Annotated in this window: 15 protein-coding genes; 4 read left to right on the forward strand and 11 right to left on the reverse strand. The window is 45.3% G+C overall.

The window, feature by feature from the left end; translation table 11 throughout:
- Positions 1-37: 37 nt before the first annotated feature.
- The 4 genes from CLV93_RS05665 (at position 38) to CLV93_RS05680 (ending at position 6,890) form a co-directional block, all read left to right on the forward strand.
- Complete coding sequence (locus tag CLV93_RS05665; protein ID WP_106541417.1) at positions 38-2,194, forward strand: S46 family peptidase; 2,157 nt, start codon at positions 38-40, stop codon at positions 2,192-2,194.
- A gap of 80 nt (positions 2,195-2,274) precedes the next feature.
- On the forward strand, positions 2,275-2,748 hold the full coding sequence (rnhA, locus tag CLV93_RS05670; protein ID WP_174821580.1) for a ribonuclease HI: 474 nt from the start codon (positions 2,275-2,277) through the stop codon (positions 2,746-2,748).
- 61 nt (positions 2,749-2,809) lie between these two features.
- Positions 2,810-4,039 (forward strand): 3-deoxy-D-manno-octulosonic acid transferase, encoded by a 1,230-nt coding sequence (locus CLV93_RS05675; RefSeq protein ID WP_106541200.1) that lies wholly within the window; start codon positions 2,810-2,812, stop codon positions 4,037-4,039.
- Between the two features lie 301 nt (positions 4,040-4,340).
- Complete coding sequence (locus CLV93_RS05680) at positions 4,341-6,890, forward strand: adenosylcobalamin-dependent ribonucleoside-diphosphate reductase (RefSeq protein WP_106541201.1); 2,550 nt, start codon at positions 4,341-4,343, stop codon at positions 6,888-6,890.
- A gap of 200 nt (positions 6,891-7,090) precedes the next feature.
- Here CLV93_RS05680 and CLV93_RS05685 read toward each other — a convergent pair whose 3' ends face one another.
- From CLV93_RS05685 to CLV93_RS05735, 11 genes are all read right to left on the reverse strand, one after another.
- On the reverse strand, positions 7,091-7,288 hold the full coding sequence (locus CLV93_RS05685) for a hypothetical protein (protein ID WP_106541202.1): 198 nt from the start codon (positions 7,286-7,288) through the stop codon (positions 7,091-7,093).
- 144 nt (positions 7,289-7,432) lie between these two features.
- The gene (trpA, locus tag CLV93_RS05690) at positions 7,433-8,224 is read right to left on the reverse strand and encodes a tryptophan synthase subunit alpha (RefSeq protein ID WP_106541203.1); all 792 of its coding nucleotides are present in this window, start codon (positions 8,222-8,224) and stop codon (positions 7,433-7,435) included.
- Between the two features lie 28 nt (positions 8,225-8,252).
- Entirely contained in the window at positions 8,253-9,440 is a 1,188-nt protein-coding gene (gene trpB / locus CLV93_RS05695; RefSeq protein WP_106541204.1) for a tryptophan synthase subunit beta, read from the reverse strand.
- Between the two features lie 26 nt (positions 9,441-9,466).
- Positions 9,467-10,129 (reverse strand): phosphoribosylanthranilate isomerase, encoded by a 663-nt coding sequence (locus CLV93_RS05700; protein ID WP_106541205.1) that lies wholly within the window; start codon positions 10,127-10,129, stop codon positions 9,467-9,469.
- A complete protein-coding gene (gene trpC, locus CLV93_RS05705; RefSeq protein WP_106541206.1) occupies positions 10,126-10,914 on the reverse strand; it encodes an indole-3-glycerol phosphate synthase TrpC in 789 nt (262 codons plus the stop codon). The genes CLV93_RS05700 and trpC overlap by 4 nt, the downstream gene beginning before the upstream one ends.
- Positions 10,911-11,906: an anthranilate phosphoribosyltransferase gene (gene trpD / locus CLV93_RS05710; protein WP_106541207.1), complete on the reverse strand. Its 996-nt coding sequence runs from the start codon at positions 11,904-11,906 to the stop codon at positions 10,911-10,913. The genes trpC and trpD overlap by 4 nt, the downstream gene beginning before the upstream one ends.
- A 27-nt stretch (positions 11,907-11,933) precedes the next feature.
- Positions 11,934-12,500 (reverse strand): anthranilate synthase component II, encoded by a 567-nt coding sequence (locus CLV93_RS05715; RefSeq protein ID WP_106541208.1) that lies wholly within the window; start codon positions 12,498-12,500, stop codon positions 11,934-11,936.
- A gap of 19 nt (positions 12,501-12,519) precedes the next feature.
- The gene (locus CLV93_RS05720) at positions 12,520-13,929 is read right to left on the reverse strand and encodes an anthranilate synthase component I family protein (protein ID WP_106541209.1); all 1,410 of its coding nucleotides are present in this window, start codon (positions 13,927-13,929) and stop codon (positions 12,520-12,522) included.
- A 416-nt stretch (positions 13,930-14,345) separates the two neighbouring features.
- Positions 14,346-14,579, reverse strand: a complete 234-nt coding sequence (locus CLV93_RS05725) for a hypothetical protein (protein WP_106541210.1) — start codon at positions 14,577-14,579, stop codon at positions 14,346-14,348.
- 153 nt (positions 14,580-14,732) lie between these two features.
- Positions 14,733-15,968: a DUF4857 domain-containing protein gene (locus tag CLV93_RS05730; protein ID WP_106541211.1), complete on the reverse strand. Its 1,236-nt coding sequence runs from the start codon at positions 15,966-15,968 to the stop codon at positions 14,733-14,735.
- The gene (locus tag CLV93_RS05735) at positions 15,965-16,636 is read right to left on the reverse strand and encodes a hypothetical protein (RefSeq protein ID WP_106541212.1); all 672 of its coding nucleotides are present in this window, start codon (positions 16,634-16,636) and stop codon (positions 15,965-15,967) included. The genes CLV93_RS05730 and CLV93_RS05735 overlap by 4 nt, the downstream gene beginning before the upstream one ends.
- Positions 16,637-16,643 lie beyond the last annotated feature (7 nt).

Raw genomic sequence — 16,643 nt, forward strand, 5'->3', positions numbered from 1 at the left:
ATTAAATTTGCGGGACAGAAAAATCAAAAACTTAGAGATGAAGAAAGGTATTATCGTCCTTATTGCTTTGATCGCTGCGTTTTCAGGTAGTGTAAAAGCCGATGAGGGAATGTGGCTGCCTGCTCTTGTTCAGAAGCTGAACATCGACAAGATGCACGCTATGGGGTGTGAATTAACGGCAGATCAAATATACAGTATTAACCATTCCAGTCTGAAAGACGCTGTTGTGGCTTTAGACCATGGTTCATGTACCGGAGAGTTGATTTCTCCTGATGGACTGCTGTTGACAAACCATCATTGTGGTTTCGGAGAGATTCAGGCACACAGTACCGTGGAGCACGATTATCTGAAAGATGGATTTTGGGCAAAGTCGAGAGACCAGGAACTTCCTAATCCGGGAAAAACGGTTTCATTCCTGATAAGTATTAAAGACGTAACTGCCAAGATTGATAGTGCGCTCACCCCTGATATGGACGAGAATGCGCGCGAAGCAAAGGTCGAAGAAGTGGCCTCAAAGATTGAGAGAGCAGCTTCTGAAGGTACCGATTATCAGGCACGCGTTCGTAGTTTCTTCGAGTCGAATAAATATTACTTGTTTGTATACGAAACCTTCCGCGATGTTCGTTTGGTTGGTGCTCCGCCGCAGTCAATCGGAAAATTTGGTGGCGATACTGATAACTGGGAGTGGCCTCGTCATACCGGCGATTTCAGTATGTTCCGTGTGTATTGCAGTCCGGATGGAAAACCGGCAGATTACTCACCGGACAACGTACCTTATCACCCCAAACACTTCCTGCCTATTTCTTTGAAAGGTGTCCACAAGGGCGATTTTACCATGGTAATGGGATACCCTGGAAGAACGGAACGCTACAAAACGTCGTACGGTGTCCAGTATACCATGAATGTGACCAATGAGGTGCGTACGAAAGTGCGGGCGAAAAAACTGGCGATCATCAAAAAATACATGGATACGGGAACAAAAGCGCGGATTCAGTATGCTTCGAAATATGCCCGTAGTGCCAATTATTATAAGTATTCCATCGGTCAGAATAAAGGACTGAAGGCGTTGGATGTGATTGCTGACAAGAAAGCGCTGGAGAAACGTTTTACTGCCTGGATTGACGAAGATTCGTCACGGGAAGCCAAATACGGGAAGGCGTTAAGTATGATTAAAGATGCTTACACAAACACCGACGATGAAGTAGCCGGTGCGTATATGCGGGAAGCATTTTTACGAGGTCCTGAAATTTTCACCCTGGCGATGCGGGCAAATGGCCTGTACGAGGTGATGAAAAATCAACCGGAAAACAAAGAGGCTATCAAGGCAATGTCGGCCCGCATACAAGGTTCGTTGGATGATTTCTTCAAGGATTACAATGCGCCAACGGATGAGAAATTGGTTGCGGCCCTCTCCAAAATTTATGCAGATAATGTCGATCCGAAATATTATCCGGCGTATCTGAATACCATCAAGGATAAATACAAAGGCGATTACAGCAAGTTTGCTGAGAAAATGTTCAAGAAAACCATCTTCGCCAATAAGGCGTCGTTGATTGCATTCCTGAATGCTCCGTCCCTGAAGGTGTTGAAAAAAGATCCGGCTTTCCAGGCAACCGAACAAATAATCGATGCGATGCGTGTTATCAATAGCGATAACATGAAAACGGTTCCTGAACTGGAAAAAGGACGCAGGTTGTTTGTTGCCGGTCTGATGAAAATGGATAAAGGCCAGAATCTGTATCCTGATGCCAACTCAACGATGCGATTGACTTACGGTACCGTTGGAGGCTACAGTCCCCGCGATGCGGTTTGGTATAAATATTACACAACGTTGGTCGGTTATATCCAGAAGGATATTCCTGGTGACGATGAGTTTGACACGCCACAGCGCCTGAAAGATCTGTACTACGCCAAAGATTACGGGCAGTATGCCGATAAAGACGGAACGCTGCACACCTGCTTCATCACCAATAACGATATTACAGGAGGTAATTCGGGTAGCCCGGTTATTAATGCGAAAGGTGAACTTGTTGGCGCTGCTTTTGACGGCAACTGGGAAGCCATGAGCGGTGATATTGCTTTTGAACCGAATATTCAACGGTGTATCTGCGTTGATATCCGCTTTGTACTTTGGGTAATCGACAAATATGCCGGTGCAACTAATTTGATTGATGAGATGACCATTGTTCGTTAATCGGACGAATGCTCTAAAATATAAGTACAAGGAAGGACCGGTTGCATGCCGGTCTTTTCTTTATGTATACATTTGCATTTATGACTGATGTAAAGAAGCCTCATATTATCGTTTATACCGACGGCGCTTCCCGTGGAAATCCGGGGCCCGGAGGTTATGGCGTAATTCTGCAGTCCGGGCGTCACCGGAAAGAGTTGTCCGAAGGCTTCCGGCTAACGACAAACAACCGTATGGAGTTACTGGCGGTGATTGTCGCTCTGGAATCGTTGAAAGTAGAAGGAAGCTATGTCACCATTTACACCGACTCAAAGTACGTAGCTGATGCGGTCGAAAAAGGATGGGTCTTCGGTTGGGCGAAGAAACGTTTTAAAGGGAAGAAAAATCCCGATTTGTGGGCTCGCTTTTTACGAATTTATGCCAAGCATAAAGTGCGGTTTATTTGGGTAAAAGGTCATGCTGATAACCCGGGAAACGAACGGTGTGACGAATTGGCCGTCGAGGCGGCATTGAAGCCAAATCTGAAGGAAGATGCAGGCTATCAGCCTGAAACATAATTTTTGTTGAAACCTTGCCTCCAATTCTCAAAAGTAATTTACCTTTGGGCGCTGAAAAGTTATGAGATTATTATACGACATAGGAGTTCGGGGATACCACTTGCTCATTCGGTTGGCATCCTTGCGTAGTGAGAAGGCCCGCAAATGGATAAAGGGCCGTCGTAATATTTTCAGTCGGTTGAAAGAAGAGTTACCGTCCGATCAACCCATCTATTGGTTTCACGTAGCATCGCTCGGAGAATTTGAACAGGGGCGGCCAGTGATTGAGGCGATCCGGAAGAAAGTGCCGGATGTGAAGATTCTGCTCACTTTTTTCTCTCCTTCCGGTTACGAGGTACGAAAAGATTACGAGTTCGCCGATTACGTATATTACCTCCCTCTCGATACGCCGTATAATGTCAAACGATTTCTGGATATCGTAAAGCCGGAAAAGGCGTTTTTCGTGAAATACGAATTCTGGTTCCATTACCTAACTGCGTTAAAAAAACGTGGAATTCCGACGTATATTTTTTCAGCGATTTTCCGCCCCGGACAGATTTTCTTCAAACCCTGGGGAAGTTGGTACCGGAAAGCACTGCAAGCTTATACCCATATTTTTGTTCAGAATCAGGAGTCGCTTGATTTACTTAATAAATTTGGTTTTACCAACGTCTCCCTTTCGGGTGATACCCGGTTCGACCGGGTGGGACAAATTGCTGATGCAGCTCCGCGTCTCTCTGTGCTCGATGAGTTTGCCAACGGGAAAAAACTGGTGATTGCCGGTAGTACCTGGAAAGCTGACGAAGCACTGTTGCTGGAGTACATCAACTCGACGGAGCATGACGTAAAATATGTCATTGCGCCGCACGAAGTTTCGGATAAGTCCATTCAGCGAATTACCACTGCTTTGGATAAGAAATATGTCCGTTTTTCGAAAGCCGGAAATGGCGATTTGAAGCAGACAGATGTGCTGATTGTTGATGGCTATGGTTACCTGACATCGGTTTATCGCTATGGAAACCTGGCATACATCGGCGGCGGTTTCGGAAGCGGTATTCACAATATTTTGGAAGCGGCAACTTTCGGTATGCCGGTTATTTTTGGCCCGAATCACGAAAAATTTCAGGAGGCGCTTGATTTACTTGAGAAAAAAGCGGCTTTCTGTATTCACGATTTCAAAGAATTCAAATCTGTCATGGACGAGTTCCTCGGAAACGAGAAGAAATTGCAACTTACTGCCGACTTAGCCAGTAATTATGTTTCACAGAGTCGGGGCGCCTCAGATGTAGTAGTAGACTACATTTTCAATTAGTTTTCGCGGTCATTTCATTGTTTATCCGGCATGCAGAGCCATTTCGGATAAGAGAATATTTTGCCTTATTTTTTTGAATTATTTTTCATTTTGGTCAACTTTCGACAGTTATCAAAAATGTAACATTCTTGTAGTAAGTGAATAAACATGTTGAAGTTGATAACTTTTACAGGAAATGGAAAATAAAGTGTTCCATTCTTGCAACATGAAAAGTAAATTGCATATCGGATTCATCGCCTCGATTGCGGGCACGAAAAAATCCGACAGACAACCGAATTACAAAACCCAAATTTAGTTCACCATGGATTTGAAAGAAGTATCTTCAGGACGGTCGGCTACGCACAAAAAAGTATACTCAGCAGAGGAAGCTTATCAAGCGTCGCTCAAGTATTTTAAGGGAGATGATTTGGCTGCCCGAGTGTGGGTGAATAAGTATGCCTTAAAAGATTCCTACGGAAACATTTTTGAATTAACCCCAGACGATATGCATCGTCGTCTTGCTAAAGAAATTGCGCGTATTGAAAATCGTTACCCTAATCCCCTCTCAGAAGAAGAAATTTATAGCCTGCTAAAAGATTTTAAGTACATCGTTCCGCAAGGTGGACCGATGACTGGTATCGGAAACGAATACCAGGTAGCATCACTGTCGAATTGCTTCGTGGTAGGAAATAATGCCGACTCATATGGTGGCATCATGATGGTTGATCAGGAACAGGTTCAGCTCATGAAGCGCCGTGGTGGTGTCGGTCACGACTTGTCTCACATCCGGCCAGCCGGTTCACCGGTGAAAAACTCTGCCCTGACCTCTACCGGTATTGTTCCGTTTATGGAGCGCTTTTCCAATTCAACCCGTGAAGTGGCCCAGGATGGCCGCCGTGGCGCGCTGATGCTTTCGGTGTCGATTAAACACCCCGACTCCGAAAATTTCATCGATGCCAAGATGACGGAAGGAAAAGTGACCGGAGCCAATGTGTCGGTGAAGATCGACGACGAGTTCATGCAGTCGGTTCGTGAGAACAAACCTTATACACAACAGTATCCCGTAGAGAGCAAAAATCCATCGTTTACCCGCGATATTAACGCCGGCGACCTGTGGAAGAAGATTGTTCATAATGCCTGGAAATCGGCGGAACCGGGAATCCTTTTCTGGGATACAGTGATTCGTGAGTCGGTTCCGGATTCGTACGCTGATTTGGGTTATAAAACCGTTTCTACCAATCCATGTGGTGAAATTCCGCTTTGTCCTTATGACAGCTGTCGGTTGCTGGCTATTAATTTGTTCTCATACGTTGAGAAACCATTCACGAAAAAAGCAAAATTCGATTTCGAACTCTTCCGCAAGCATGTTCGGTATGCGCAGCGTATTATGGACGATATCATCGATTTGGAGCTGGAGAAAATCGAAGCAATCACCGGTAAGGTAGGTTCCGATAAGGAGGATGAAGAAATTAAGCGGGTGGAGTCGAATCTCTGGAACAAAATCCGCGAAATGGCGATAAACGGTCGTCGTACCGGAATCGGTATCACTGCTGAAGGCGATATGCTGGCCGCTCTCGGACTGGTTTACGGAACCGATAATGCTATCGATTTCTCGGTAGAGGTGCATAAGTCAATCGCTATGGAAGCTTACCGTGGTTCTGTATTGCTGGCGAAAGATCGGGGTGCTTTCCCGATTTATGATTCGAATCGCGAGAAAGATAATCCGTACATCAAACGTTTGGCCGAAGCCGATCCGGAACTTTATGAAGACATGAAGAAACATGGTCGCCGTAACATTGCGTTACTGACCATTGCTCCTACCGGAACAACTAGTTTGATGACTCAAACTACTTCGGGAATTGAGCCGGTATTTATGCCGGTTTATAAACGCCGGCGCAAAGTGAACCCGAACGATAGGGATGTTCGTGTTGATTTTGTAGATGAAGTAGGTGATAGCTGGGAAGAGTACATTGTATTCCATCATAAGTTCAAGGACTGGATGACGTTGAAAGGATATGATGTGAATAAGAAATATACCGACGAGGAGCTGGATAAGATGGTGGCTGCATCACCTTATTACAAAGCTACTTCGAATGATGTAGACTGGGTGGCCAAAGTGAAAATGCAGGGGCAAATTCAAAAATGGGTCGACCATTCTATCTCGGTGACGATTAACCTCCCCTCAGATGTTGATGAGGAGCTGGTTGGTGAACTTTATTTCACTGCATGGGAAAGCGGATGTAAAGGTGTGACTGTTTACCGTGATGGTTCCCGTTCGGGCGTACTGATTTCGACGAAAGATAAGACTGAGAAGAAAGGAAATTTCCCGACCAAGCGTCCGGAAATTTTGGAGGCAGATGTCGTTCGTTTTCAGAACAGCAAAGACAAGTGGATCGCCTTCATTGGTTTGATTGACGATAAGCCCTACGAAATCTTTACCGGTTTGGCCGATGACGAAGACGGAATTTTGCTTCCCCGCTCAGTAACCCGCGGACGAATCATTAAGAGCCGTGACGAAAATGGGGTAGCCCGGTACGATTTCCAGTACATCAACAAACGTGGCTATAAAACAACCATTGAAGGACTTTCATATAAGTTCAATCCGATATTCTGGAACTATGCCAAATTGATTTCCAGTGTGCTGCGCCACGGTATGGCCATCCAAAAAGTGGTTGATCTGGTGACCAGTCTGCAGTTTGACATCGATACCATTAACACCTGGAAAAACGGTGTAGCACGGGCGTTGAAAAAGTACATCCCGAACGGAACTTCAGTTGATGGCGCTACTTGTGGAGGCTGCGGTTCGGAAAATGTAGTTTACCAGGAAGGTTGTCTGATTTGTAAAGATTGTGGCTCTTCGAAATGCGGTTAAACGCAAATGTTCATAAAAGTAAAAAGAGGTTCCCTTTTTGGAGAACCTCTTTTTTGATTATGGTTATTGTAGCCTAACTTTCATCGGATGATGCATTTCCTTAATGTTCGAGGAAAACAGCAAAAGCGGAAATGCTGTTTTGTTATCCGTTGAAGAACGGGCTATAATTTTTAATACAGGTAAAGCTGATGGGAATGATATCAGGCTGCAATGTCCGAAAAGGCATCGTCCAGAATATCCGGATAGATCGCGCCAAATTGATCATAGCACCAATCTCTTAATTCTTCCAATTCCTTTCCATTGTCATTCGACCAGCCAATGCATTTCAGCAGCTCTTTCTCGAAAAGCTCCTGACTGAAACTTACCTTCGGTAAGATTACTTTTGCGTATTCCATCATAGTGTATCAATTTTAAAAGAACGTGCTCAGAATTTTCATTCTCTTCCTCAATATACCAAATCAGAACCAAAAATCGGGTATGCAATAACAGCTTTTAATCTATTTTAACAATCTCATTTTTCTGATTGCACACGGTAAATTTTGTTATTTATTTTCTTCTGAAGAATGAATTAAATCAATGAACTTTTTCACGTTCTGCGAAATAGAACCTTCGTCGGATAATGCCTTGATAAACGCACTTCCCACAATGGCTCCATTACTATAACGGCAGGAATTAACAAAAGTTGTGTTATTCGAAATACCAAACCCGACCAGCCGGGGATTCTTCAGGTTCATTCCCTGAATTCGTTTGAAATATGCCTCCTGTTGTTCTGTTACGTTCGATTTCGCTCCGGTAGTCGATGATGACGATACCATGTAGATAAATCCGTTGGAAAGAGCGTCGATTTTCCGGATTCGCGCTTCGCTGGTTTGGGGAGTGATCAGGAAAATGTTCCTGAGGTTGTTTTGCTCGAAAAAGGGGCGGTATTCGTTTTCGTAAACTTCCAGCGGAAGGTCGGGCAGGATGATTCCATCTATGCCAATTTCATTTGCCTTCCGGCAGAAATCTTCTACACCATATTGCAACACGTTGTTGAAATAGCCCATGAGTACGAGGGGCAGTTTTACATGCCGGCGAATATCTTTCAGCTGCTCGAAAAGCAGTTTGATTGACATCCCGTTTTTGAGGGCTTTATCGGAGCTTTTTTGAATAGTAGGGCCGTCGGCTACCGGATCGGAAAACGGAATACCGATTTCGATTAAGTCGGCGCCGCTTTTCTCCAATTCCACAATGATTTCTTCTGTGTCGTTGAGCTGAGGGAACCCGGCCGTGAAATAGACCGATAGTATGTTATTGGGCTTTTCTTTGAAAAGCCGATTGATGCGATTTTCCATCTCTTTATTCTTTCGTTTCGATGTTCATCTATTGCTTTGCGCGAAAATGTTTCAGGTAGGTCTCCATGTCTTTGTCACCTCTTCCTGAGATGTTGACAACAACTACTTCGTCCTGATCAAACTTGAGCTTTTCCAGTGCGGCTAAAGCATGCGCCGACTCCAGGGCCGGAATAATTCCTTCCTTCTCGGTGAGGTTGTAGGCAGCTTCCAATGTCTCTTCATCGGTTACGCTCATGAATTTGGCGCGGCCGGTTTCATAGAGGTTCGCGTGCATGGGACCGATGCCGGGATAATCCAGGCCGGCGGAAATGGAGTAGGGTTCTATCACCTGTCCGTCTTCCGTTTGCATCAGCAGGCTTTTACTACCGTGAAGAACACCGGTTTTTCCCAGCGCAGTGGTGGCAGCCGATTCGTTCGTGTCGACACCTTTGCCGGCAGCTTCCACCGCAATCAGTTTTACCTCTTCGTCGTCCAGGAAATGATAGAATGCTCCGGCCGCGTTACTTCCTCCACCGACGCAGGCAATAACTGCATTGGGGAGTTCGCTGCCTGTTTTTTCTTTCAGTTGTTGACGCATCTCTTCACTGATGACGGCCTGAAAGCGGGCTACCATATCGGGGTAAGGATGCGGGCCCACCACTGAACCGATGATGTAATGCGTATCTTCCGGATTATTAATCCAGTCACGGATGGCTTCGTTGGTTGCATCTTTCAGTGTTTGGTTGCCGCTGTAAACCGGACGAACTTCCGCACCCAGCATTTTCATCTTCTCTACGTTAGGCGCTTGTCGCGATACATCGAGAGCTCCCATGTAAACAATGCATTGCAGACCTTCGCGGGCGCAAACGGTCGCGGTAGCGACACCGTGCTGACCGGCGCCGGTTTCCGCAATGATACGTTGTTTGCCTAGTCGTTTCGCCAATAAAATTTGACCAACAGTGTTGTTAATTTTATGCGAACCGGTATGGTTCAGGTCTTCCCGCTTCAGGTAAATCTGCGCTTCGTATTGCTGCGACAGTCGATTGGAATAATAGAGTGGAGAAGGCCTTCCCACATAGTCGCGGAGCAAATCGGTGTACTCCTTCCGAAATTCTTCGCTTTCGATAATTTCCCGGTAACGGTTCCGCAATTCATCCACGTTCGGATACATCATTTCCGGGATGAATGCTCCGCCAAACCGTCCGTAATAGCCATTCTGGTCGACATGATAACTCATGATATCTGATTTATTTCTTGTATTCGTTATAGATAATCTAAATAGGATTTATTTGAACCCGTATTGTTCTCCCGGATGGTGGCAATGAATCGTTTGAGTGCTTCAATGTTTTTTAGCGCCGGCTCAATTTCAAAACCACTGTTCACATCAACGCCATAGAGTTTCGGGTGTCGCAGGTTGCCGATCATTTCGGCATCAGCCGGACCGATGCCACCACTCAGGAAAAAAGGTGTGTCGCCTGCATAAGTGTCGAGCAACTGCCAGTTAAATTTTCGTCCGGTACCGCCGGGTAAATCGCCTTTGGTATCGAACAGGAAGAAATCACAGTTTCCTGTGTATGGTTCGGTGGTTGTGAAATCAAAGTCGTTGCCTACGCTGAATACCTTGATGACCGGAATGCCCAGCTGTTTCATCCGGGCACAGTATTCGGGCAGCTCGTTGCCATGCAGCTGAACCATTTCCAGTTTGTTGTTCCGAAACTGTTCGAGCAGCGATTCAAAGGGCTCATCGACAAAAACACCCACTTTCTGGATAAAGGTCGGGACCAGCTCCACTGCTTCCGGAGCTATTTCTTCACCGACAAAACGTTTTGATTTCGGATAAAAAATAAAACCGATATAGTCGGGGCCAAGCTCCACCAGCTGACGGATATTCTCCGTCTCCCGCATCCCGCATACTTTAATTTTCATCTCTTCAATGCATTTATGAATTCCCGGCAGGCTTCCGCCGGATGTTCCTGTTTCATGAAATTTTCTCCCATCAGAAAGCCATGGAAACCGCTTTTGCGAAGATGTTCGACGGTTTCCGGATCGCTGATGCCGCTCTCTGCAATTTTCACCGCTTCCGCAGGAAGTTTTTCCAACATCTGGATGGAGTGGTCGAGATCGACCGTAAAGTCTTTCAGGTTCCGGTTGTTGATGCCAATCAGATCCACTCGCGGGTCTACTTTCTGCAACTCTTCTTCAGCGTGTAGCTCGAGCAGTACCTCCAGTCCCAGCTTGTGAGCCAATGTGGTAAAGCGCTCGATTTCCTCCTTCGTCAAAACGGCAGCAATCAGCAGAATAACGTCTGCTTTTACCACACTTGCCTCGTAAATCTGGTATTCATCCACCATGAAATCTTTGCGGAGTATCGGTGTTTCCGGGTTGGCTTCCCGGACTTTCGCAAAATCATCGAGGCTTCCGCCGAAATAGCTCTTATCGGTAAGTACCGAGATGCCGCTGGCACCCGCCGTGACATAGCCTTTTGTTACGACCTCCGGCGTCACCTTATCGTTGATGATTCCTTTGGAAGGTGACTTCCTTTTGAATTCAGCAATAATTCCCGAAGCTTCCGGATTCAATAGTCGCTTTTTTAGTGAATTTCCTTTTCGATCTGCCGGAATCTGCTTTTTCAGTTCCGCCAGCGAAACATGGCTTTTCACCTGCTCGATTTCTTTTCTCCGGTTGGCTACTATTTCATCAAGAATCGTCATTTCTGAATCTCCATCAGTTGAGTGAATATTTTCAACGCCTTTTTCCCGGCAAGGGACGAACGGGCTTCTTCAATGCATTGTTCAATGCTTTTCTGCGGTTCGACGCAGTGCAGCGCCATAGCCGAGTTAGCAATGACAGCTGAATTTTGCGCTTCGGTTCCTTTGCCGTTCAGCACATCGGTGAATATTTTTGCTGTACCCGGAATATCGCCGGTGCTGGCCAACTCTTCAGGTTGCACTTTCGGCAAGCCGATGTCTGATGGACTCAACAGCCGGTCGACGTAATTAGTTTGCATTTTAAATTCGCCGGTAAGGGAAATCTCATCGTAACCATCAAGACTATGGAGGATGCAGAAGTTCTTGTCTGATTTCTGGTACAAATAACTGTACATACGGCCCAGCTCTAAACTGAAAACTCCGACCATCTGATTTTTGGGCTGACTGGGATTCACCATCGGGCCCAGCATGTTGAAGAAGGTCTTCAGTCGCAATGCGCGACGAACAGGTGCTACATTTTTCATGGCCGGGTTGAACAGCGGTGCGTGCAGGAACGTGATTCCACAACTGTCGAGCTCTTTCCGCAATTGATCGGCATCATTACTGAAACGATAGCCGAGGTGTTCCATCACGTTCGAAGAACCACAACTGGACGACGCGCCATAGTTTCCGTGTTTGGCCACTTTTTCTCCGGCCCCGGCCACTACAAAGGCTGAAAGCGTAGAGATGTTGAAGGTATCCTTTCCGTCACCGCCGGTTCCGCACAAATCGATGGTTTCAAAATCAGAAAAATCAACCGGGATACGGGTTTTCAACAAAGCATTGCGGAAACCTTCCAATTCTTCGATGCTGATAGTACGCATGTTGAAAACGGTGATAAAAGCAGCAATCTCGGCATCGGTGTATTTCCCTTCCGTGATTTCCAGAAGAACGGCCTCGGCCTGCTCACTGGTGAGCTTTTTATATTCGAACAGGTAATTGAGTATCTCTTTCATGATTGTGTTTTTTCGTCTGCAAGTGAATTAATGGTTGATCCAGTTTTCGAGAATTTTCATCCCCATGGGTGTTAACACCGATTCGGGATGGAACTGCACGCCAACCATATCGTAAGTCTTATGCTGAAAAGCCATGATACGGCCCTGCTCATCTTCGCAGGTGACTTCCAGATCAGCGGGCAGGTCTTTCTTTTCTACTACCCACGAATGATAGCGACCTGCATCGAAGGTTTCCGGGACATCTTTGAAAAGATACGATGGTTTGATCTGGACAATCGGGGTAGCTACACCGTGTAACACCTTGTCCATGTTTTTCAACTTGGCACCAAAACTTTCGGCCAGCGCCTGATGTCCGAGACATACGCCCAAAAACGGTTTCTTACCGGCGTAAGTTTTAATGACTTCGGGCATCTGACCGGCTTCTTCCGGAATTCCTGGTCCGGGTGAGAGGACGATTTTGTCGTATTCATTCAACTCCGGCAGCTCAATTTCATCATTCCGTTTCACGATAACCGTTACGCCTTCAAATTTTCGAAGTGCGTGCACCAGATTGTAGGTGAATGAATCGTAATTATCGATAACTAATATCTTCATCTTCTGAGGTTTTTCGGGGTTATTGAATTTCGCGGGCCAGCTGGATAGCCTTTTTCAGTGCTGCCAACTTGTTATTCACTTCCTGCAGCTCGTTCTCTTCGTTCGATTCAGAAACAATTCCCGCGCCTGCCTGGTAATACAGAGTGGCATTCTTACTCAGGAACGAACGAATCATGATGGCGTGGTTGAAGTGGTTGTCAAAGCCAATGTATCCGATGCAGCCGCCATAATAGCCGCGGTTCTGATTTTCGTACTGGTCAATCAGTTCCATCGCGCGGTATTTCGGTGCCCCGGATAAGGTTCCCGCTGGAAACGAATCGCCGTTTACCCGGAAAGCATTGCTATTTTTGGGAAGATAGCCTGAAACTTTTGAAACAAGGTGAATGACATGCGAGTAGTACTGAACTTCCCGGAATTGCTCAACTTCCACATTTTCTGCGTTGCGGCTCAAATCATTTCGCGCCAAATCGACCAACATGACATGCTCTGCATTTTCTTTTGGGTCGGCTGCCAGCTTCTCGGCCAGTTGGCGGTCCTGCTCATCATCGCCCGTACGACGGAAGGTTCCGGCAATCGGGTTGATGGAAACTTTCCGGTCTTTGATTTGCAACTGGGCTTCCGGCGAAGAGCCAAAGATTTTGTAATCGCCGTAATCGAAGTAGAAGAGATAAGGTGAAGGATTGATGTTTCGTAGAGCACGATATACATTGAATTCGTCTCCATGGAAAGGCTGATTATATTGCCTTGAAAGAACAATCTGGAACACGTCGCCGCGGTGGCAATGTTCTTTTCCGCGAGTGACCATTTCTTTGTATGCTTCGTCGGTTATATTCGAGGTTTCTTCGCTGTGCGTATCGAAAGTGAACGTGGCGTAGTTGCGGTTGGCTAGCAAACCTTCCAGTTCTGCAATGGTTTCTTCTTCTCCTTCCGGAAGGTTTTCAATCAGCTGGACACGGTTCATGTGGTGATTAATGGCGATGATGTACCGGTAAAATGAATAGCGAATTTCCGGAATCGCGTATTCCGGTTTAACCGGATTTTTGAATTTAATGGTTTCGAAATACTGAACGCCATCATAGCTTACATATCCGAACAAGCCGTTGGCCGGAATACCCGATATGCCGTTGGAGGGCTTGAATGATTGAAAGAATGCGTCCAGCTCGTCGGCTACTTGGCCGTGTTTTTCCACCGGCCTGATTTCATCCTGCTGGTGGGGATACTTGATTCGGATGTTATTCTGCTCCACCATAAACGTGGCTTCCGGCTTGATGCAGATAAATGAGTAACTGTTTTCGTTGCCGTGGTAATCGGAACTTTCGAGCAACAACGTATTGGGGTAAATGTCGCGCAACTTCAGGTAAATACTGACCGGCGTTACGGTGTCGGCAAGAATTTCTTTTACGCGTGGACTGAATTTGATCGTCTTCATGATATATACGTTTATTTTTTTGATTTTGCTGTTTAAAAAGAAAGCGGCCTACCGTGAATCGATAAGCCGCTTTCTTCTGCACATAAAATACATACCAAGCTCATTCTCTTCACGGTTGTAAAAAGTTGCGGTGCCACCACCAACGCCAGGTTGTATTGTTTGTATGCAGATTCATGATATTCGGTTTTCAGATAATAAAAAAGCTCACCTTGTTGAGAAGGTAAGCCGTCATATTTTTAAATGCAATATGGCTTAGCCTCTCAAAAGAGGAAGGTGCCCCACCAAAGCCATATTGATTGATTAATTTTCATTCTCTTCACGTTTACGTTGTAAAGAAAAAATAAAAATTCCAGATTGGCAATATTTATTTATTAAAATAAATACAAAATTTTCGTTAAGACGATCAAACTGGTTATTTACGCTGATTTTCTTAGTCGGGCTAAAAAGTGCTCTACCTTAGGAACGGTGGTCAGAGTAGGTATTTTTTCATCTTCCACGGTTACATTGAATTCTTTCTCGAAATAATACGTCAAAAGACGATTATCCAAATCGTCGAGGAAGAGTTCTTCCTTGTTATTGGCTACCAGGATGCGTTTTTTTTGCAACCCTACACGCCGTAAAATTTTATACAGTTTTACTTTTGTTGTCATGTCTCTCTTCTTAATTCGTCATCGACGCTTGATCTGTCAAGATTCGGGCCAAAATTAAATTGAATTTCTAAAAAATCGAAATTGTCGTTTAAAAAGTCCAAAGTCGGGGTGTTTTAATCTATTTTCGGAATCTTTTGACAATCTGACAGTCAGCTATTTTTTCATTGTTGGCAACAAAAGAACGCCCAGAAATCCATATAGTCCGGTGAGAAGTATAATTGCCAACTCGACAACAGCTATCCGTTTTCTTTTTCTTGCGAAGAAGATGCCAAGGTAAAGCAACAGAAAGAGCAGATTACCAATAATAAAGAGACTCTTGCTCGGGAGCTTCAAAACAATCCGGTGAAATCCCGACGTTCCCGGACCAGACTCAATCTTAAAAGGGAACAGGATTTGGTTAGCGATTTGAGCTCCGCGTGAAAGATTAGGTATCAGTTTTTCATGATATTCATTTTGAAGGATATACTTCCGGTTGCTGGCATAAGCATAAACGTCATTCGGTTTATCGACAATCGCCAGCCTCGAATCGAGGTTCCCGCGCAGCCTTAATTTATCGGTCTTGGGATTGTAGTTTTCGACCGGCCAGTTGACTAGTTTGTACGTGTCGGTTTCCAGAACAAAAACCCGGTTATCCGTTGTGATGATGTATCCGTAGAATTCGCGGTTGCTGAAATCCGTGCAGTCGATGTGCAGAATTCGAAAGTTTTCCGGCAAGGGAATTTGAACACAGTAAGGCAGCCCTTTCTCCATTTTCAGATGAAAGAGATGTTCTTTCTTATCGACGATGAAATAGCCCTGGTCATACTTTTTCCGAATGGTCGGAATACCGGCAATCATCTTCGCCGGAAAGGTCATTCCTTTTTCTGTCAACACTTTCGTGAACAGCGCACTTTTCCCAGGTTTGACACCGTTGGAAGCCGGATCGATGAACTGGATCCCTTTGTTGTTTATCCTGAAATAATCTTCGGGTTTTTCGAGCGCTACTCTGCCTGATTCCGACTCAAACAGCGGATACAATCCGGTTTTCGGAGCGTCGATATCGGAGGGAGTGATGCGGGAGAAAAAGTTGGCGTTGTTGATTTCGAACACATCAACAGGTTTCCCGAAAAGGGAATCAGGCATCAGTCCGTCGGTCATCAACTGCCGGAAATGAAACAGTGGCAGTTGTTGCTCATACTGGCTGCGGTTAAACTGCTGTCCTTTAGAATCGTAGTACAATGTTTTTCCATTTTCGGCTTTACGCATGACAAAATGATGCGAAACCGAACTGTACATGACAAACGGAACCGGAACATGTCGTTCAAAAGTTGTCCGGAAGAAGTCAGGCAGAAAAGCCGACAGTGTGAAAACTGTCAGTAGGATAAGTATGTAGCGGCTTGCCTTTATCATTGGTTAATTCCTTTCCTGAAGCGGTATGCGGTGTACAAATGAGTGAAAAAAGCCAATAGGGTCAATATTCCGAGCAATGGCAGCGCAGGTCGATAGGCACCAGTTGTGGCTGTTTGATAAAACAATGTAATGAAAGCGGAAGCGATGAGAATTAGAAAAAGCCTGCGGAACGCAGTCGATTCGAATATGACCATGACCGTTAAGTGATAGGCCGTTATGCCCCCCAGAAACCAGGGAGCAAAAGTGATAAAAGCATCTGTTACCAGTTTCTTCGGCAGCACAAATGTAATTCCGGTGAGTGCGATTAACAATTCTGACAGGAAAATAACGAACAAGAACAGGTCTCCCATCAAAGTGAGTTGCATTAACATCCGGTTTTCGTTAACCGGAAGATGAAACATCAGTTTAATGCGTTTTTGCTGAACTTCGGGGATAAACTGTGCTAAAGCGATGGCTATCCCCGTAAAGAGCGGAACATATTCCATCCAGCGGTAAGGATTGAAGTTATTGAAAAGCAAGATGTCCCATAAATTTGCGGCTCCCATCAATTCAATCTGGTGATGAATATCCATCATCAATTTGGCCGCTGAAAACAGGGATACGACAAAGAATCCAATCAGAATCCAGCGTATTTTAATCCATTCTTTTATAAATAATGCCTTTAGCATCTCAGAG

Source organism: Prolixibacter denitrificans (assembly GCF_003014495.1).
Classification (GTDB): Bacteria; Bacteroidota; Bacteroidia; order Bacteroidales; family Prolixibacteraceae; genus Prolixibacter; species Prolixibacter denitrificans.